This window comes from Thioclava electrotropha, from assembly GCF_002085925.2.
In the GTDB taxonomy this organism is placed as follows: domain Bacteria; phylum Pseudomonadota; class Alphaproteobacteria; order Rhodobacterales; family Rhodobacteraceae; genus Thioclava; species Thioclava electrotropha.
In genome coordinates this window covers 797,073-815,820 of record NZ_CP053562.1, presented here as the reverse complement: position 1 = coordinate 815,820, position 18,748 = coordinate 797,073, and the positions used below count along the sequence as shown (strand labels likewise).

The 18,748-nt window shown below is 62.8% G+C and carries 15 protein-coding genes; 11 read left to right on the top strand and 4 right to left on the bottom strand.

Going from position 1 to position 18,748, the window contains the following annotated elements:
• The first annotated feature begins 65 nt into the window (after positions 1–65).
• The 6 genes from AKL02_RS04085 to AKL02_RS04060 all read left to right on the top strand — a co-directional run bounded on the left by AKL02_RS04085 (position 66) and on the right by AKL02_RS04060 (position 7,120).
• Entirely contained in the window at positions 66–893 is an 828-nt protein-coding gene (locus tag AKL02_RS04085) for an NAD(P)H-binding protein (RefSeq protein WP_083078637.1), read from the top strand.
• Positions 894–918: 25 nt separating this feature from the next.
• On the top strand, positions 919–1,347 hold the full coding sequence (locus AKL02_RS04080; protein WP_083078635.1) for a DUF4345 domain-containing protein: 429 nt from the start codon (positions 919–921) through the stop codon (positions 1,345–1,347).
• A gap of 154 nt (positions 1,348–1,501) precedes the next feature.
• Positions 1,502–1,999 (top strand): anthrone oxygenase family protein, encoded by a 498-nt coding sequence (locus AKL02_RS04075; RefSeq protein WP_083078633.1) that lies wholly within the window; start codon positions 1,502–1,504, stop codon positions 1,997–1,999.
• Positions 2,000–2,058: 59 nt separating this feature from the next.
• The gene (locus tag AKL02_RS04070) at positions 2,059–2,523 is read left to right on the top strand and encodes a GNAT family N-acetyltransferase (RefSeq protein WP_083078630.1); all 465 of its coding nucleotides are present in this window, start codon (positions 2,059–2,061) and stop codon (positions 2,521–2,523) included.
• Between the two features lie 128 nt (positions 2,524–2,651).
• Entirely contained in the window at positions 2,652–3,536 is an 885-nt protein-coding gene (locus AKL02_RS04065; protein WP_083078627.1) for a DMT family transporter, read from the top strand.
• Positions 3,537–3,910: 374 nt separating this feature from the next.
• Entirely contained in the window at positions 3,911–7,120 is a 3,210-nt protein-coding gene (locus AKL02_RS04060) for an autotransporter family protein (protein ID WP_165757000.1), read from the top strand.
• Positions 7,121–7,323: 203 nt separating this feature from the next.
• On the opposite strand, the gene AKL02_RS04055 is transcribed toward AKL02_RS04060, so the two are convergent.
• Positions 7,324–7,854 carry a universal stress protein gene (locus AKL02_RS04055; RefSeq protein WP_083078621.1) on the bottom strand — a complete coding sequence of 177 codons (531 nt, stop codon included), beginning with the start codon at positions 7,852–7,854 and terminating at the stop codon, positions 7,324–7,326.
• A 193-nt stretch (positions 7,855–8,047) separates the two neighbouring features.
• Here AKL02_RS04055 and AKL02_RS04050 point away from each other — a divergent pair, with 193 nt between their 5' ends.
• Positions 8,048–8,383 (top strand): YegP family protein, encoded by a 336-nt coding sequence (locus AKL02_RS04050; RefSeq protein ID WP_078545629.1) that lies wholly within the window; start codon positions 8,048–8,050, stop codon positions 8,381–8,383.
• Positions 8,384–8,440: 57 nt separating this feature from the next.
• A complete protein-coding gene (locus AKL02_RS04045; RefSeq protein WP_078540431.1) occupies positions 8,441–8,905 on the top strand; it encodes an MAPEG family protein in 465 nt (154 codons plus the stop codon).
• 180 nt (positions 8,906–9,085) lie between these two features.
• Here AKL02_RS04045 and AKL02_RS04040 read toward each other — a convergent pair whose 3' ends face one another.
• The 3 genes from AKL02_RS04040 to AKL02_RS04030 form a co-directional block, all read right to left on the bottom strand.
• Positions 9,086–9,892, bottom strand: coding sequence for a metallophosphoesterase (locus AKL02_RS04040; protein ID WP_083078618.1), 807 nt, complete (start codon positions 9,890–9,892; stop codon positions 9,086–9,088).
• Positions 9,893–9,930: 38 nt separating this feature from the next.
• Complete coding sequence (locus AKL02_RS04035; protein ID WP_165756999.1) at positions 9,931–11,037, bottom strand: AAA family ATPase; 1,107 nt, start codon at positions 11,035–11,037, stop codon at positions 9,931–9,933.
• Between the two features lie 388 nt (positions 11,038–11,425).
• Positions 11,426–13,402, bottom strand: a complete 1,977-nt coding sequence (locus AKL02_RS04030; RefSeq protein WP_083078613.1) for an AsmA family protein — start codon at positions 13,400–13,402, stop codon at positions 11,426–11,428.
• Positions 13,403–13,840: 438 nt separating this feature from the next.
• Between AKL02_RS04030 and AKL02_RS04025 the strand changes: the two genes are divergently transcribed.
• The 3 genes from AKL02_RS04025 to AKL02_RS04015 all read left to right on the top strand — a co-directional run bounded on the left by AKL02_RS04025 (position 13,841) and on the right by AKL02_RS04015 (position 18,650).
• Positions 13,841–15,592, top strand: coding sequence for a sigma-54-dependent Fis family transcriptional regulator (locus tag AKL02_RS04025; RefSeq protein ID WP_083078610.1), 1,752 nt, complete (start codon positions 13,841–13,843; stop codon positions 15,590–15,592).
• 141 nt (positions 15,593–15,733) lie between these two features.
• On the top strand, positions 15,734–17,533 hold the full coding sequence (locus tag AKL02_RS04020; RefSeq protein WP_083078609.1) for an NAD(P)/FAD-dependent oxidoreductase: 1,800 nt from the start codon (positions 15,734–15,736) through the stop codon (positions 17,531–17,533).
• Between the two features lie 64 nt (positions 17,534–17,597).
• Positions 17,598–18,650, top strand: a complete 1,053-nt coding sequence (locus tag AKL02_RS04015; RefSeq protein ID WP_083078608.1) for a 2,3-butanediol dehydrogenase — start codon at positions 17,598–17,600, stop codon at positions 18,648–18,650.
• Positions 18,651–18,748: the final 98 nt, after the last annotated feature.

Below are 18,748 nucleotides of genomic sequence, written 5' to 3'. Positions count from 1 at the left end.
TCAAGACCGCGCTGCCTCCCCCGCTTATCCCTTGGTTATCGAAACCGAAACCAGGGAGACAGCCCATGCAAGACCGGGAGATTCTCGTCATCGGCGCCACCGGAAAGACCGGCCGCCGTGTCGCCAACCGCCTCGAGGCGCGGGGCCTTCCCGTGCGCCGCGGCTCGCGCAGTTCTGCAACGCCCTTCGACTGGGACGCGCCGGAGACGTGGGCGCCAGCCCTGCGCGGAGCGCGCGCAGCCTACGTCACCTACTTTCCCGACCTTGCTTTCCCCGGCGCGGTGGAAAAGCTGGAGTCCCTCTGCGAGACGGCCCGCGACGTCGGCGTCGAACACCTCGTGCTGCTCTCCGGTCGCGGCGAACACCACGCCCGTCTGGGCGAAGAGGTGGTGCGCAAGTCCGGCATCGACTTCACGATCGTCCGGGCAGCCTGGTTCGCCCAGAACTTCTCCGAGGGCTACCTTCGCGATCCGGTCCTTGCCGGTATCCTTCCGATGCCCGGCGGCGATATCGCCGAGCCCATCATCGACATCGACGACATTGCCGAGGTCGTCGTCGCCGCGCTGACCGAAGACGGCCATAAGGGCGAACTCTATGAGGTGACAGGCCCGCGGCTGATGACATTTGCCGACATGGCAGGCGAGCTTTCGAGGGCCACCGGGCGCGAGATCCGGCACATCCCGATCAGCTTCGAGGCGTTCCGCGAGGCCGTCGCGCAGGCGGGCGGCGATTTCGTCGCTGACGTCTTCACGGCCATCGCGCGCGAAACGCTGGACGGGCGCAACGCCCACACCACGGACGGCGTTATGCGCGCGCTCGGCCGTGCGCCCCGCGACTTTACGGATTTCGCCCGGGCCGCCGCCCGCACCGGCGCCTGGACAAGCGCTGCCTGATACCGCCCCACGAAAGGAACATGACATGAGACCCACCCTGTTCGAGAAGATCGCGCTCGGCCTCTCCGGCCTTACCGCGTTCACCATCGGCGCGTTGATCCTGTTCGTGCCGCACGCCTTCTACGCCAGCTACGGCATCACGTTGGGCGACGACGCCAACCTGCTTAGCGAACTGCGCGCACCCGGCGCCGGGCTCGCGGGGTTCGGCCTTCTGATGCTGCTCGGCCTCTGGCGGCAGGCAGCCCTGCCCGTCTCCATGGCTGCGACCCTGACGGTCTTCATCGCCTTTCCGGTCGGACGGCTGGTCGGACTGATCGCGGACGGGATGCCCTCGGGTAACGTGATCGGTGCCCTCATCGTGGAACTGATCCTCGCCGCGCTCTGCCTCGCCGCATTCCGCCGCCGCCTTTGGCAGCGGGCACCCGGACTCTCCACGGCGCAGCCCGCGCGCTGAGCCTGCCGTGCCAGCGCGGCGCTTCCGGGCGTGATCGATATGACCGGGGAAGTCTGCCGTGCATGACATCCAAAAGGCTGACTTTCCTCGAGCGCTGCCACCTTCACAGCGCCGCCGGCACCCCCAACTGAACGCTCCAAAAGGAGACACCCCAATGATCCAACAACTCTTCGAAATCAGCCTCGTCGCCGCAACGCTCGCCACAGGCCTCGTCGCAGGTGTGTTTCTCTCCTTCTCCGATTTCGTGATGCGCGCGCTTGGACGCGCCGAACCCGCAGCCGGGATCGAAGCGATGCAGATGATAAACCGTGAGGTCTATCGGTCGCTATTCGCCACGCTCCTGCTCGGGCTGGCCTTCGTCTCGATCCTGCTCGCCGTCGTCGGGATATTCCTTGCGGAACCTGACGTGGCGCTCTGGCTCGCCGCGGCCGCCGGGTTCTACATCGTCGGTGTCGTGGCGGTCACCGCCCGCAAGAACGTGCCGATGAATCAGCGTCTTGACGGCATGGAGCACCGAAGCCCCGACGCACATGCCTATTGGTCCAGCTACACGCGCGACTGGACCCGCTGGAACCATCTGCGCTGGGTGGCCGCACTGGCCGCCTCGATCGGCTACCTCGGCGCGACCGTCACGGTGGCCGGACAGGTGTGACGGGGTTCGGGTGGGGGCGATCGCGCTCGAATCTGCCGCGCTTGAAGGAGGACAAGACCATGATCGATACAGCGCTGACCATTCGCCCGGCTCGCGAGACCGATCTGTTCGAGATCGTCGAGATGCTGGCCGACGATCCGCTGGGGGCCACGCGCGAGGATCTGCGCGACCCGCTGCCAGAGGCCTACCACGCGGCCTTTTCCGCAATCGAAAGCGACCCTAACCAGCTGCTGGTCGTTGCCGAGCGCAAGGGAGCGGTCGTCGGAACATTGCAGCTCAGCTTCCTGCCCGGCCTCGCCAGACAGGGCGCCTGGCGCGGACAGGTCGAGGCGGTGCGGATCTCGCGCGATCACCGGGGCGGCAAGCTCGGTGAAGCGATGTTTGCCTGGGCGATCAACGAATGCCGGGCGCGCGGGTGTTCGTTGGTTCAGCTCACCACGGACAAGGCCCGTCCGGACGCGCACCGCTTCTATGACCGTCTGGGATTTGAACCGACCCATGTCGGATACAAGCTGAAGCTCTGAGGGAGAGGCGACTAATCCCGCAGGCGAACTCCAAAGAACCATGTCGCGCTTTCCGCGCTCCCTCCGACAGTGTAGGTCTGGCTCGTTTGAACCCTCCTCGTAGGGCTGGTCCAATCAGGAAGGTAACGATGAGCTCTGCGATTTCCAACGCGCCGAGACCTTACACGCAGGGCATCTTCCTGATGTGCGTGGGCGTGGCCTGTCTGAGCGCCAATGACGCCTTCGCGAAAGCACTGACCGCCGGCTATTCTCCCCTGCAGATCCTATTCCTGCGCAACGTGATCGCCCTGCCGGCCACCATCGTGATCGCGCTGCTCTTCGGTGGCCCCAAAGCCTTGCGGTCGCACCGGCCGCTTGCGCATTTGCTGCGCGGTGCGCTCTGGGTCGGGGCCGCAATGATGTTCTTCACCAGCTTCATCCATCTCGGTCTGGCAGAGGCGACCGCGCTCATCTTCGTCGCCCCCTTCTTCATCACCGTGATTTCAGCCGCTTTCCTCGGGGAAGAGGTCGGTTGGCGGCGCTGGCTCGCCGTGCTGGTCGGGTTTCTCGGGGTTCTCGTGATCATCCGCCCGGGCGGCGCGACATTTCAGCTGGTGTCACTGCTGCCAGTCGCGACGGCACTAGTCTATGCCCTGCTGATGCTCAGCGCCCGTTGGGTGAACAGCCGCGAGAGCGTGTGGACTTTGCTTGTTTACCTGACGGGCGCAGGCGCGCTGCTGAGTGCGCTGATCGTGCCATTCGTCTGGGTGCCGGTGCGGTCCGAGGATCTCTGGCTTTTCGCGGGGCTCGCGATATTCGGAACCGCCGGGATGACGATGATCACGCAAGCCTTCCGTTTCGCGCCTGCGGTCGTCGTGGCGCCTTTGGACTACACCGGTTTGCTCTGGGCGACCCTCTTTGGCTGGCTCATCTGGCGTGAGAGCCCCGATGCGATGACGGTCGTGGGCGCGGCGATCATCATCGCGAGCGGCGTTTTCACGATCTTCCGCGAGCATAGACAGGCCAGCGACTGAAGCGCGTTGTGTCACCGAGAAAGAGGATATCGGGCCACCCGGTCTAACCGCAGCGAAACCCTGCGATCCGACCGGAAAGACACCGCCTTGGCGAGAAATGCCCGACTCACGTATCGGTGATAATCGCGTTAGTGATTTGACAGCCACGAACTTATCCACCTGATTGAAAACAGGGATGAGACGCACGTTACGTCAACGCGCCGAAAATCAATAAATTCAGGCCTGTGGGGGCCAAACGGGGACAATTTCAAATGGAAGCTTTCAACAAGCTTGCGCGCCTGTTCGCGCGTCTTGTCGCATGTCGTGAACCTGCCGCTACGGCAATCGCCAACTCCACTCAGAGCGACAATCCAGCCAGCCGCTTGGACCAAAAAATGCGCACAGCGCTGCGTGCCCTCGGGATCGCAACGGCGTTGATCTTCGTCGGGCAGGCCGCCGCCGCCGTCACCTTCGTGGGCACGCCGACCGCATCTCCCACGACCTTCTCCGGCGCAGGCCAGACCATTGATCTGAGCGTCACCTTCAACACCGACTCGAGGGCCTACAATTCCGCGTCGATCACCTTTCAGGCGTTTCCCGCCGGCTCGGTTCAGACCATTTGCCCGCCAGGCACGAACCAGACGAACGCGACTGTCACCTGCACGGCGCGCTATGTGACGACGTCGAGCAACACGTCGAATTTGGAAATCATTCCGATCGTCACGGTCGATGGGCTCGAATCGGCGACCTATAGCGGCGGCATCATCACCGTGGCCTACACCGGCTCGGGGCCTGCAGCCCCGGTGGCCGGCGCGGTCTCGAAGACGGTTGCCTATGGCAGCAGCGCCAACAGCATTCCGCTCGATTTTTCCGGCGGCGGCACCCCGACATCGGTTGCGGTGACCTCACAGCCCTCCCACGGGACGACCAGCGTCAGCGGCACCTCGATCAGCTACACGCCCACCGCCGGCTATGCCGGGGCGGACAGCTTTTCCTATACCGGCACCAATTCCACCGGAACTTCGAACGCGGCGACCGCCTCGATCACCGTGAGCAATCCCACCCTGAGCATCGCCGCCAGCGGGTCGTTTAGCGCAACCGTCGGACAGAGCTACAGCCAGACCTTCACCTTCTCGGGTGGCACGGCCCCCTATATCGGCTATTCGATCCTCGGCATCCCCGCTGGTCTTAGCGTCACAGCCTTCAACAGCACATCCATCACGATTTCCGGCACACCCACGGTCAGCGGCACTTTCCAGTTAACTGTCGCAGGCACCGATTCCAGCACCGGGAACGGGCCCTTCAAGGTGACGAAGTCCTTCACGCTGACGATCGCCTCAGCGACAATAAGCATTACCTCGCCAGCCTCTCTTACCAATGCGACTGTGGGGAGCCCCTATAGTCAGGTGATCAAGGCCGGTGGCGGCATCGCACCCTACACGTTTACAGTTCAATCGGGATCCCTACCTGCGGGGGTGAACCTCACGACCTCCGGGACCCTCAAGGGCACACCGACTGCGGGCGGCACTTTCTCCTTCACAGCGAAGGCAACCGACAGCAGCACCGGCACAGGATCACCGGCGAGCGCCACGAAAACCTACACGCTGACCGTAAACCAACCGACGATCTCCGTGGCGCCAACGACCTTGCCCGATGCGGCGCAGAATACGGCATACAGCCAGACGATCACAGCGAGTGGCGGCACCTCCCCCTACACCTATTCCGTTTCTGGCACCTTGCCCACTGGCATGACCCTCTCGTCAGGCGGCGTGCTTTCCGGAACGCCGACGGGCTATGGCAGCTTCAACTTTTCCATCACCGCCACTGACAGCTCGACCGGCACGGGACCCTATACCGGAACGCAAAACTACGCGTTCAACGTGACGGCTGCCGCGCCGGTGATCTCCACCACGAGCCTGCCCGGCGCAATGGTCGGCACGCCCTACAACCAGACGATCACCGCCACGAGCGGCAACGCGCCTTACACGTTCTCGATCGCCTCGGGCACCCTTCCGTCCAATATCAGCCTGAGCAGTGGTGGTGTCCTGAGCGGAACGCCGACAACCGCCGGTTCCTATGATTTCACGGTGCAGGTGAAGGATGGCGCGGGGAATACCGATCAGCAAAGCTACGCGGGCTTTACCGTCTCGAAAGCCGCGACCGGAGTATCGCTGACCCTTTCGTCGAGCAGCGCACTGCAAGGCGTTCCGGTCACGATGACGGCGAGTGTGACGAGCGGTGCCTCGCCGACCGGCAACATCATCTTCCGCGACGGTGGCACCGCGATTGCGACGGTCGCGCTATCCGGCTCGACGGCGAGCTATACCACGCGCACGCTCTCGACGGGTTCGCATTCGATCACCGCGGATTACTCCGGGGATGCCGCCAATGCGCCCGCAAGCTCGGCGGCACAGCCTCTGGCCGTCAACGGTCGCCCTGCCCCTGAGCTCGATCCGACCGTGCGGAGCATGATCGTCTCGCAGGTTTCGACATCGCATCGTTTCGCGCAAACCCAGATCGACAACACGCATCGGCGTCTCGACACGCTTCATGGCATGCTGCGCTCGGGCGGGAACCGCACCGGTTGGGGAACGACATCCCAAGCCTTTGCGGGGACAGGCGGTGCGCCGGAGGCGTCGGCAGCCCAAGGGGCGACCACGCCAACCACGAACTACCTGCTCGATCCGGCCGCCACCAATTCGGAGAGCTCCTCGGAGCCGGAGCAGGTCATCGATCTCGTTTCCCGCGCTTTGCAGCCCGCTCAGAACGGCTCTGATCTGCCCTACCGTATCTGGGCGACAGGCACGCTCGATTTCGGCAGGGATCAGGTCGATGGGGGCTATACCAACAAGCTCTCGACGCAGGGGATCACGCTCGGGGTCGATCGGGTCTTCGGCAGCGAGATGGCCGCCGGGGCTGCGCTTGGGTTCGGGTATAACCGGACGACCTTCGGGCCGGATGGAAGCAAGTCGCGCTCCCGGGCGAAAACCGTTTCGCTCTACGCCACATGGCAGATGAAGCCTGATCTCTTCCTCGATGCGACAGGCGGTTATGGGAAACTCGACTTCCGCGAAAACCGTTACTCGACCGATGGCGGCGTGATGCTTTCAGGCGAGCGCGGCGGCCATATGCTCTTCGGCTCGCTCGGCCTATCGCAGCTCGGGCAATTGGGACGATGGAGCACGTCGAGCTATGGCCGCCTCGACGTGGTGAAACTGTCGCTGGACAGCTACTCGGAAACCGGCTCGTCGGTTTGGGCGCTAGACTACGGAAAGCTCGAAAACACGACAGCTTCGAGCGTCATCGGGATCACGGCCGAATATGACATGCGTCGCGACTGGGGGACCCTGACACCCGGCGCGCAGCTGGAATACCGGCATGCTTTCAATGGTGGCTTCACGCAAACTCTCGGTTACGCCGATCTCGGAACGATGGATTACTCCTTCGCCGGGGACACGCAATCGCAGGATGCCCTGACCCTCGGGCTGTCGCTGCGCGGCACGGTCGATCAGAACATGGACTTCGAGCTGGGCTATCAGTTCACCTCCGACCTCGCCTCCGCACATAGCCAACAAGTAAGAGCGTCGATGCATATCTCCTTCTGATTTCGAAGTTCAGAACGGCACAAAATCAGAAGGTCCACTGAGCTTTCGCGACCACGAAGAACGATAACCATGGGCTGATTTTGATGTCGGCCCATGGGCATGGTCCAGAGCGCATAATCAGAAGTTGACGATTGCGCCCGCGATCGTAGCTCTGCTCGGACGCCCATCGAGGCCGCCGCCTCCGCGCAGGTCATGTCTCGAGATCAGCGGACGCTCACGACGGTCACCGGAGACAGGTGCAGGACCTTTTGAGAAACGCTTCCGACAATCAGCGCCTTGAGGTCCGATAGCCCCCGCGCGCCCAACACGATCATGTCTGCGCCGGTGTCCCCGGCAGCTTCGACGATCCGGCGGGCGGCATCGCCATCCGCGGTCAGACTTTCCACGCCCTCCACGCCATGATCATGCAGCGTGCGTTCCGCGACATCGAGAATGCGCTTTGCCACGGCGCGCAGCAATTCGTCCTCGGTCCGGGCGTTCTTCGGTATGAGATCTGCGAGGGGGAAGCGGGCATGGGGCAGCGCCGAAACCGCTTCGAAGAGGGTCCGACCACCCTCCGCGGGTTTGTATTCCACTTCGGCCATGTGCCGCAGCCCCTCCGAAAGGTGATCGCGCAAAAGAACATGGAGCAGCACGACCGGCACGCTGAAGCGCGCGGCAATATCCGCCCCGAGCTCCACCGCGCGATTTGACGCGTCCGAACCGTCGGTTGCGATGAGAATTTTCTTGACCATGTCATACTCCCTCGGTGTTCACGCTTCAGCATCACAGCGATGGCGCATCGCCACATTGATTGCGCTCAACGTCGAACGAATGGCCCTGCAATTTGGCCGTGTGGGCGATTGGGGGTATCCGAAAGGCATTGCCAACGAAGGACTGCTCGCTTCACATTGATCGCGTAAGCAGTTTTCAAAAGGATACAGACAGGTGGCTGGAAAATTCGAACTCTATAAGGACAAGGCGGGCGAATACCGCTTTCGACTGAAAGCCGGGAACGGTGAGACCATCCTTGCCAGCGAGGGTTATAAGCAAAAGGCAAGCGCCGAACAGGGCATCGCATCCGTGCGCAAGAACGCGCCGCAGGACGAGCGCTATGAGCGCAAGGCCACGACGTCGGGCAAACCGATGTTCAACCTCAAGGCCACCAACGGGCAGGTTATCGGGACCAGCGAAGCCTATAGCAGCGAAGCCGCCCGCGAGAATGGCATCACATCGGTGAAAAATAATGCACCAGATGCCAAGCTCGACGATCTGACAGCTTGAAGAGGCGCCGTTCCGTCGGCGTGACGCGCCCCGAATGAGCGGTCCATGGAGAATGCGATGGCCCTACTGAGCTTGGAAAATCCGGTCTTTGCGACTTACGTGATTGCAGCCGCTCTGATGGTGCTCAAAGTGATGGGCCAGGGCTGGATGACGGTCTACCGGATGCAGAAAACCAACTCCGGGCTTGCGAGCCCGGAGGACGTTCAAAGTGGCCTTCTCAATAAGGCGCCCGACCCGGCCCAGCTTGAGATCAACGACTATGTTGATCGGTCTCGGCGCATGCATCGAAACGACCTGGAGAACATTCCAGCCTTCTGGGTCGCGGGTTTCCTGTTCGTCATGGTCGACCCCGCACTTTGGCTCGCGCAGGCTCTGATGTATGGGTTCGTTGCCACACGGCTTGCGCATTTCTTGGCTTATGCCACGCGCCAAACCCACGAAGTCCGGGCGACCTTCTACACGATCGGTTCTTTGATCGTGATCTACATGGCCCTTCATGTTCTCTGGGTGGCGATTGCGTAGGCCCGAGCAAAAGGGAGGGGCCCGCGCCTTTCAGCACAGCTAGGCGCCGGGACGGTTGGCTCGCTGGTCTAGACGCATAGATCTCGCCGACACAATCATCAGCTTTATCACTGGAAGCGAGGTTTCACCCGCAAGGGCACCAAACCATGCGCCCCATTCTTTCCCACGAAAAAGCTGAACTCACACTCGACGCCCCTTCGGATACAGTCGGACCCGAGGCTTCTTACCTTCGACAGCGCCACCCATGTTCTGCATCGGATATCCGATCGAAACATTCACGACCCGCGTCTTCCCGACAAGGAGCTCAGTTCGGTGATGCGTATGCCCGAAATACCACTCGACCGGCTGATATTCGTGAATGAGATCCGTCAGGTCACTCGCATAACACCAGCTGAGCTTCTGTTCTCCTGGGAGAACATCAAAGGTCGGTGCATGATGCGTGACAACCGCGGTTTCCCCATCAAAACCCTCGGCCAGCTTTGAGCGCAGCCAAGAGAGATGCTCGCGGTGTTTCGCGATCGTATCAGCCGGCCGAGCTTTCCGGTAGCCCGCTGAGGCCACGCGAATGTAGCGGTAATCGTTCATCTTCGCCCGGGCATCATGATCCCGACTCTCGAGAGTTCCAGGTCCCTTTTGGAAGTCCGTCCAGAGCGTGCAGCAAAGGTATCGCTTGCTCCCGCAGATGATCTCTCGCTTCTGCGCGAAGTTTACCCCAGCGTCGCGCGCGATCTGCTCGAGCCGGTCATCACCGTCCAACGCGTGATGATAATAGTCGTGGTTGCCAGGCACGACATACACGCGCTCGAGATCGACGCGCTGCCCGATCCTCTCGAACGCCTGCTTCCATCTGACCTTCGGTTTATTCGTGAGATCCCCGGCGACAATCATCAGCCCAACGTCGCTAAAATCGAGACGCTCAAGGGCATCTCGACCCGCTTCGGACCACATATCCAAGTGAAGATCCGCCACGATCAGAGCTCTCGTCATTCTTTCCGCTCCTCACTTCCCGATGAAATTGGCGGCAATCACATCAACATGTCGCGTCTGGTCGCGCGCAGAGTTTTCGCAAGGCGCCCGATCTGCCGCAGGCTCGGAGGACGCCCGGCATCGCACATCTCCTCAATGAAGGCGCCCACGCGTTCCAGCTCTCCCGGCTCGGCATCGTCTCCGGCCGCACGGTTGAAGAACGCCACGAGGTGCTCAGGCTTGCTCACATCGACACGAAACACCTGACACCGGTCGAGAAGCGGCGCGGGAATCTGGTGCTCGTAATTAGCGGTCAGGATCCAGTTCACATGGCTAAGGTCGAAGCGCGTGCGCAAGAACGGGCAGACGAAGTGCTCTGCGCTCGACCGCTCAAGGACCTGTAGCAGCGATGTTGTCAGAGACGTTGCCGACCTGTCTGCAGAGTGCATGGCGCCGCCCGCCTTGCAGACCTCGTCTACAACGATCACCGGGTTCGCAACCGCGGTTTCCGAGATCAACTCGACCGGGACTCCTGACCTGGCAGAGGACCAGCCATGTTCAACGCCTGCGATCCGGAACCCGGCACCCCCGGCCCCCACGTCGATGATCGCGCGCGGCGTGCGCGCAAATTCAGCAACAAGCCGCGCGAAATGGGTCTTCCCGCATCCTGGCGATCCGACGAGGATCATCGGGTCGAAGCGCAACCCGACGCCTCCAGCCGCAATATGCGCGAGCCCCTGGTTCATGATCGAGGTCGACACCTCTGCAAGCCAAGGCGCCTGCGCATGCAACACCGCCGCGAGATCATAAACGGACTCCGCGGCTTCCGGCCCCGCAAGTCTAGCGCCATGCGTATAAAGGTGATGCATACGTTTGACGGACGTGTCGCTGATATTCTTGTCGACCTCGAAAGTGCTCCTGAATTTCTGATCGACAAGTCGCTCTACAGCGCGAAAAATCCGATGATTTTCACGCTTATTTCGCTCACGCCACTCTTTCGACGGACCGTCGAAAATGTCACCGCAATCATCTCGAGACTCGTCGCTCGGGAACATGCGACCCCACCGCTTTACGAAAGCGGTATTTGTTTTGCTCATGACCGTCGACCGGGCCAGGCTTGCTGAAAGGGGCTTTTTATGGAGAACTTGAACGCGCTTCTGCGTCATGGCGACCACCATCGCTTGAAAATTACCTGATTGAAATCTCGACACCGATAGGCACCCGGTTACGGGCGCAGCTCACGATATCGAGCAGGTAATCTCCGACGTGGTGGTTTTCGTGTTCATGGTGAGACGGTAGTCCGGGATAGGGGAATGCGTCAAGCGCGCCACATCCGGACAGGTCAAACCTGTCGGGAATGGGGCTCGGATAGCGGACGTTAAGGGGGGCGTGGAGGCATTTTGCGCATTTCTCAAAGCAAATCGCTCCAGCCCCCTGCCGAAACTGCGAGCGATCGACGGTCTGGATGAGACGATCCCATCCAGCAGACATGCGGGGTGAACCTCTCGAGACCCCTTGTCATGAACGAAGCACTGCCACGAACATAGAAGCCCCCTACTTGAAGAGCTTCAGCAGACCTTTCGCGGCCTCCTCCTTGAGCTTCTGCTTTGCGGCATCCTCGGTGCTCTGGCCCTCCTGCGGCGTGATCCCGAGCTTCTTGGCGATCTCGGCCTCCGCTTTCGCCTTCAGGTCTTGCTTCGCGGCATCGACCTTGTCGCCCGAGAGCGCCTTCATATCGAGGCCGAATTTCGGCTTCGCCCAGGGCCCCGTGATCGAGAGCGGCACCTTCACCCCACCCGTGCCATCGGCCTTGCTGAGCGCGGTCGGCGTGACGGTGTAATCGAGGCTCTGCGCCCCGATGTCGACCCGCCCCTTGCCCGCAGCACTCAGAAGCGGTGCTTTCAGCGCAAGGTCGTCATTCGACAGCACCCCTTTGGCGATGGTGAAGCTCGCGGTGATCTGATCGAAAATCGTCTTCGCCCCCTCCCCCACGTAGTTCAGATCGAGCGTGCGCAGCATCCCCACAAGATCGAGCCCCTCCAGCGCCCCCTTGCCGAAGGCGACATTGCCCGAGCCCGAAAGCGAGCGCGCCAGCGCGGCCTCGCTGTTGCCCGAGGCCAGGAGTTTCACCGCAAGATCCGCCTTCGCATCCAGCCGCGTGTAATCGGCCAGATCGCTCAGAAGCGGCTGCATCGAGACGCCCTTGGCCACCAGATCGGCGGAGGCCGAGAAGCCGTTGCGCGCATTGGCCACCACTTGCCCGGTGACGCTGCCGCCATAGGCCGAGACCTGACGCAGATCTGCCACCGCGCGGCCGTTGTCGATCGTGATCTGCGCTTTGGTCGGGCCCAGCTTGGCAGTGCCGAAATCGATGGAACTCGCATCGAGGGCGATCTTTCCATCCAGCGCTCTCAGGCCCGAGGCGTCGATCGGCGTGGTTGACCAGCCACTGGCGCCAGAGCCAGAGCCGGAGGAGGACCCGCCTGCGCCAGCCTTGCCCGACGCCCCGGTCAGCGCCGAGAGATCAAGCGCGCCCGCGTCGATCTGGGCATCGATCCGCGGCTTGCCTTTCGCGAAGGACAGATCGCCCGCCACGCTCAGCGCATTGCCGTCGAGCGTGAGTTTGCCACCGCGCAGTTGCATCGCGCCATCCGCGCCCAGTGTCACATCGCCCTTCGCGGTAATCGTGTCACTCCCCAGCCCCTTCGGCAGATCTCGCGCGGTCTGTCCGAAGATCGCAGCCAGCGCGGTTGGATCCTTGACGCTTGCGGTGAGCGCCCCTTTTGCCGCCAAGGGTGCCGTCCCAAACGTGCCTTTGAAGCCGATCGACGACGCGTCGAGGGTCAGCGCAAGATCGGTGGGGGCCGGATCGCCCGCAAGGAAGGACGCGAAACTTCCGAGCGTGCCATTGACCTTCAGCGCCTTACCGTTGGCCTGCCCCGTCAGGTCCAGGTTCGCCGGACCGTCGAAGGACGGAAGCGCGAGGCTCGCATCGAGGCCGGTGAGCGCAAGGCGCTGGCCACTCGCATGATCGATCCACCTCACCGATCCGTCGCTGATCTCCGCCTTGTCGAGACTGAAAGCCGTCATCCCGCCGCCCTCGCCCGTGCCCGGGCGCGCGGTCTGGGTGCTGGTGGCCGCGTCCGGTGGCGTGACCTCCCAGTTCCCGGTCCCGTCCTTGCGCCGCTCGAGAAGGATGTTCGGCGAGAGCACGTCGACCTTGGAGACGCGGATCTCGCCGCCGATCAGGGCGCCCGGATCGACACCGATCTGGAGCCCCTTGGCCGAGAGCATCGGCCCGTCCTTGGACCAATCCGCATTCGCGATCTCGACCGGCCCCGTGCGCACGCCAAGCTGCGGCCAGATCGTCGCATGGACCGACCCGCTCAGCGTCATCTTGCGCCCGGTTGCGGCCTCGAACCGTGCCTCGGCGATCTGGGCGATCTTCTTCGACGGGATCAGCAGGAGCGCCCCCCCGAGGCTCAGGGCGATCAGAACGACGAGAGCGAGAGCGCGAAAGAGCCAGCGCATGGGGCCTCCGGGGGTTGGGTCTTCGCATTCAAGCTACGCGCCCGTCTGAAGGCCTTTCAAGTCGGAACAGCTGCGCCGCGGACAACGTGATCGAGTTGCCTCCTGCTCCGCCCCCTCCTTGTCGCGCCGGATCATATCGCAGATGTGTTCGCCGACGTTCGCACAGGAGCCGCCAACATCGACATCGGCCGAGCCAAAATCACCGAGAGGGCCACCAAGCCGGACGGCCCGCGTGGTCGGTCGGGATATCGCACCGCAGCTCTCACTTCTCGTGCATTCAAATTTTCAAAGGCAATCGCAAAACGATTGCAGCTTGGCGCGACCTTGTTGGAGTTAGAAGTAAAAAGCTCCGCATCGGCACACCATTCTCTAAGATCAATTTCTATTCCGGTCTGAAGCGCAGTCTGTGCTATCGTCCCTTCTGGGAGGCGACGCGCCATGAGAGATGCAGGGCATGTCGAGGAGATCGGACGGGTGCTGGACGGCAGCCAGACCGGGCGAGACAGTTTCGTTTCGGCCTCGTGGCGGCGTTGTGTCGAGCTTTACGGCATGGATCCGACGCGCTCCGACCCGGCCTATATCGTGACCGAGGCAGAGCTGCGCGATCACCGCAAGCAGGCGGAATGGATGATCGCGGCGGCGCGTTCCGGGTTGCAGTCGCTTTTCCGGCAGGTGGCAGGACAAAATTACGTCTTGCTGCTCACCGACGCCAAAGGGGTCTGTGTCGATTTCTTCGGCGACGATCTCTTCACCGAAGACCTGCGCAGCGCGGGGCTCTATCTAGGATCGAACTGGTCCGAGGACCTGGCCGGAACCTGTGGTGTCGGGGCTTGCATCGTGACGCAAGAGCCTGTGACCGTGCATCAGGACGATCATTTCGGAAACGCCCATACTGTTTTGTCCTGCACCGCCGCGCCGATCTTCGACAGTCTCGGACAACTGGCAGCGGTGCTCGACATTTCGCTTTTGCGCTCGCCCACGCCCAAGAGTAGCCAGAACCTCGCGATGAATCTCGTGACGTCAGCGGCACGACGGGTCGAGATGGCCAACCTGATGGCCGAGAGCCCGCGCGACTGGGTGCTGCGCCTGTCCTCCAGCCCGGAATTCCTCGATGTCGATCCCGAAGCGGCGGTGCGGCTCGATGGCTCCGGTCGCGTGCTGGGCTATACCCGCGCCGCGCGGCGGTTGTTTCCCGAAGGCGCCCCGATCCTCGGGCGCGGGATCGATGAGGTGCTCAGCATCGACGTCGATGACCTGCCCGACCTGATGCGTGACCGCCCGACCGAGGAGCGGGTGATCGAGATGCGCGATGGCGGGGCGTTGTTTGGCCATGCGATCGCACCCAAAGCGCCACGTCACCCTCATCAGGGAATGCGTCGTGGCGGGCCGCTCGCGGGGCTGACCGGGGGCGATCCGGAGATGAACCGTTTGATCGGACAGGCTGAGCGGCTGGCCCCGGGCAATGTGCCCCTGTTGATCTGTGGTGAGACCGGCACCGGAAAGACGAAACTCGCCCGTGCGATCCACATGAGCAGCAAGGCGCAAGGGTTCATCAGCCTCGAATGCGCGGGGCTCGACCCGCAGACGCTGATGCAAAACTGCGCCGAGGCGATCGGGCCGACGACACTCCTGCTGCGCCGGATCGAAGAGATCGCTCCGGAGACGGCGATCGCGCTCGGCGGGCTACTCGACCGGCGCCCCGAATTGCGCACGCTGGCGACGAGTTGCTTTGAGCCCAGCCAGATCGCGCTGCCGCGTCCGCTTTTCCATCGGCTCGCGGGGTGCGCGCTCAGCGTCCCGCCCCTGCGGATGCGGCGTGATCTCGATTGGCTGATGTCGCGTCATCTGCGCCGCCACGCGGGCGACGCGGTCCGGCTGTCGCCCTCGGCACGGGCCGAATTGCTGGGACGTAGCTGGCCCGGCAATATCCGCGAGCTCGAACAGGTTCTCGACGTGGCGGCGGCGCTCTGTGTCGGCTCGGTGATCGACCTCCTCGATCTGCCTAACCCCGTCGAAGTAACCCCGCAAATCGAGAAGGCTCTGCCCGCACCGAGCGACCCTTGGGACATGCTCGAGGAGATTCTGGACGCCTGCGAGTGGAACATGGCGCGCGCCGCCCGGCGGCTCGGGGTCAACCGCTCGACTATCCTGCGCCGGATTCGCAAGGCCGGGTTGCGTCCGCCCGAGTGATATGTTGCGCCCTTGTTGCGCACGCAACATGCCGCGCCGCAGCAGTCGCTTTTCCTCCCTTTGCACGCGTCGCGACCATGGATCGCTCAGCGATCACGCGCCGATACTCCTCCTAGAGACACGCGCAGAGGAGGAGACGCGATGCTTGATACCACCATTAACACACAGACCCAGGACATGCTGGACAGCCTGAACGCCGCGCTGGAGAGCGGCGATATCGACCGCGCGGCCGCGCTGTTTGCGACCGACAGCTACTGGCGCGACCTCGTTGCGGTCAGCTGGAACCTGAAAACCGTGGAAGGGCCGGACGGCGTCGCCGACATGCTGAGAAACCAGCTCGAGCACACCCGCCCCGGCAAGTTCGAGATCCAGTCGGGCGAGATCCCTGCCGAGGAGGGCGGCGTGATCACCGCCTGGGTCACCTTCGAGACGAATTCGGGCCGCGGCTGGGGCTTGATGCGCATCCGAGATGGCCGCATCTGGACGCTTCTGACCGCGCTTCAGGAGCTCAAGGGTTTCGAGGAAAACCGCGGCACGCGCCGCCCGATGGGCGCTGAACATGGCGCGCGCAAGAACCGGACCTCGTGGAAGGAGCACCGCGAGGCGGAAGAGGCGGATCTGGGCTATCGCACGCAGCCCTATGTGCTGATCGTCGGCGGCGGTCAGGGTGGGATCGCGCTGGGAGCGCGGCTGCGCCAGCTAGGCGTGCCTGCGATCGTGCTGGATAAGCATGACCGACCCGGCGACCAGTGGCGGAGCCGTTACAAGTCGCTCTGCCTGCATGACCCGATCTGGTATGACCACCTGCCCTACATCAAGTTTCCCGACAATTGGCCGGTCTTCACGCCCAAGGACAAGGTTGGCGACTGGCTCGAGATGTATACCAAGGTGATGGAGATCAATTACTGGACGCGGTCCGAAGTGACCGGTGCCAGCTACGATGACGCCTCCGGAAAATGGACGGTCGAGGTCAATCGTGACGGAGAGACGGTGACACTTGAGCCGACGCAGCTTGTGCTCGCGACCGGAATGTCTGGCAAGCCGAATATGCCGCATTTCCCGGGCATGGAAGACTTCAAGGGCACGATCCAGCACTCGTCGCAGCATGAGGGACCCGATCCGTGGACTGGCAAGAAAGTGGTCGTGATCGGCTCGAACAACTCCGCTCACGACATTTGCGCGGCGCTCTGGGAAGGCGATGCGGATGTCACCATGGTGCAGCGATCCTCCACCCATATCGTGCGCTCGGACTCGCTGATGGAGATCGGGCTCGGCGCGCTCTACTCGGAAGAGGCGCTCGCAAGCGGAGTCACAACCGAGAAGGCGGACATGATCTTCGCCTCCCTGCCCTACAAGATCATGCACGAGTTCCAGATCCCGCTCTACGATCAGATGCGCGAGCGCGATGCTGAGTTCTATGCAGGGCTGGAAAAGGCCGGCTTCGATCTGGACTGGGGCGATGACGGCTCTGGGCTGTTCATGAAATACCTGCGCCGCGGCTCGGGCTATTACATCGACGTGGGCGCCAGCCAGCTGATCATCGATGGCGAGGTGAAGCTGGCCAAGGGGCAGGTCGACCATTTCGAGGAAGACGCTGTGGTGCTCGCCGACGGCACGCGCTTGCCCGCCGATCTGGTGGTCTTCGCCACAGGCTACGGCTCGATGAACGGTTGGGCCGCCGATCTGATCAGCCAAGAGGTCGCCGACAGGGTTGGCAAGGTCTGGGGGCTTGGCTCGGACACCACGAAAGACCCCGGCCCGTGGGAAGGCGAGCAGCGCAATATGTGGAAGCCGACCCAACAGGAACATTTGTGGTTCATGGGCGGCAACCTGCACCAATCGCGGCATTACTCGCTCTATCTCGCGCTGCAACTGAAAGCGCGACTGGAGGGGCTGGAGACCCCGGTCTACGGGCTCCAGGAAGCCCACCACCTCTCCTGACCCCATCCCTCTCCCGGCCCCTTCACGGGCCGGGAGAACTTCCCCCATTGAACGGAGACATTCCATGAAAGCTGCACGTTGGCACGGCGTGAAAGACATTCGCGTCGAGGAAATCGACACCCCTACCCCCGGCCCCGGAGAGGTCGCGATCAAGGTCGCATGGACCGGGATCTGCGGTTCCGATCTGCACGAATATCTGGCGGGACCGATCTTCGTCCCGGTCGAGCAGGATCATCCGCTCAGCCACGACAAGGCGCCGATCACCATGGGCCACGAATATTGTGGGACCGTGGCGGAGTTGGGAGAAGGCGTCACGGGACTGAGCATCGGCGACCGTGTCGCAATCGAGCCGATCTTCGCCTGCGGCACCTGCCCCGCCTGCCTTGAGGGCAAATACAACCTCTGTGACAGCCTCGGTTTCGTCGGGCTCTCTGGGGGACATGGCGGTTTCGCTGCAACCTCGGTTGTGCCCGCCCGAATGGTTCACAAGATGCCCGACGCGCTGTCGATGGAACAGGGCGCATTGGTCGAGCCCGCCGCCGTCGCGCTGCACGCGGTGCGCATGTCGAAGATCAGGGCGGGTGACACGGCTGCGGTCTTCGGCGCGGGGCCGATCGGGCTTTTGGTCGTCGAGGCGCTGCGCGTCGCGGGCGCGGCCCAGATCCATGTCGTAGAACCCTCAGTTGAACGCCGCGAGAAAGCGCTCGAACTCGGCGCCACCAGCGCCATAGACCCGATGGCGGAAGACCCCGTCGAGAAAATTCGTGCGGCCACCGGCGGTGTTCACGTTGCTTTCGAGGTGACAGGCGTGCCGCGCGTTTTGCCGCAATGCATCGACAGCACCCGCCACGAAGGTCAGACGCTGATCGTCTCGATCTGGGAGGGAGACGCCTCCTTCCAACCCAATACGGCCGTTCTGAAAGAGCGCCAACTGCAGGGCACCATCGCATACCGCAATGTCTACCCGGCGGTGATGGAGCTGATGGTGCAGGGCTATTTCAGTGCCGACAAGCTGGTGACCAAGCGGATCAAGATCGATCAGATCGTGGAGCAAGGCTTCGAAGCGCTCGTCGCGGAAAAATCCCAGGTGAAGATCCTGGTCGAAGCGCCAGACTGAAGAAGCCAGAACCTCTTCGCGCTGCGCACGCAAAACCCCTAACGCGCGCGCAGCGCACCAGAGCGGGAAATCGCCCTATTCGTCCGAGAAGCCTTGGT

Excerpts from the sequence above, each read along its gene's own strand:
- AKL02_RS04065 (WP_083078627.1), top strand. The coding sequence starts at position 2,652 with ATGAGCTCTGCGATTTCCAACGCGCCGAGACCTTACACGCAGGGCATC.
- AKL02_RS04040 (WP_083078618.1), bottom strand. The coding sequence starts at position 9,892 with ATGACGAGAGCTCTGATCGTGGCGGATCTTCACTTGGATATGTGGTCC.
- AKL02_RS04075 (WP_083078633.1), top strand. The coding sequence starts at position 1,502 with ATGATCCAACAACTCTTCGAAATCAGCCTCGTCGCCGCAACGCTCGCC.
- AKL02_RS04080 (WP_083078635.1), top strand. The coding sequence starts at position 919 with ATGAGACCCACCCTGTTCGAGAAGATCGCGCTCGGCCTCTCCGGCCTT.
- AKL02_RS04070 (WP_083078630.1), top strand. The coding sequence starts at position 2,059 with ATGATCGATACAGCGCTGACCATTCGCCCGGCTCGCGAGACCGATCTG.
- AKL02_RS04015 (WP_083078608.1), top strand. The coding sequence starts at position 17,598 with ATGAAAGCTGCACGTTGGCACGGCGTGAAAGACATTCGCGTCGAGGAA.
- AKL02_RS04060 (WP_165757000.1), top strand. The coding sequence starts at position 3,911 with ATGCGCACAGCGCTGCGTGCCCTCGGGATCGCAACGGCGTTGATCTTC.
- AKL02_RS04035 (WP_165756999.1), bottom strand. The coding sequence starts at position 11,037 with ATGACGCAGAAGCGCGTTCAAGTTCTCCATAAAAAGCCCCTTTCAGCA.
- AKL02_RS04045 (WP_078540431.1), top strand. The coding sequence starts at position 8,441 with ATGGCCCTACTGAGCTTGGAAAATCCGGTCTTTGCGACTTACGTGATT.
- AKL02_RS04030 (WP_083078613.1), bottom strand. The coding sequence starts at position 13,402 with ATGCGCTGGCTCTTTCGCGCTCTCGCTCTCGTCGTTCTGATCGCCCTG.
- AKL02_RS04020 (WP_083078609.1), top strand. The coding sequence starts at position 15,734 with ATGCTTGATACCACCATTAACACACAGACCCAGGACATGCTGGACAGC.
- AKL02_RS04085 (WP_083078637.1), top strand. The coding sequence starts at position 66 with ATGCAAGACCGGGAGATTCTCGTCATCGGCGCCACCGGAAAGACCGGC.
- AKL02_RS04025 (WP_083078610.1), top strand. The coding sequence starts at position 13,841 with ATGAGAGATGCAGGGCATGTCGAGGAGATCGGACGGGTGCTGGACGGC.
- AKL02_RS04055 (WP_083078621.1), bottom strand. The coding sequence starts at position 7,854 with ATGGTCAAGAAAATTCTCATCGCAACCGACGGTTCGGACGCGTCAAAT.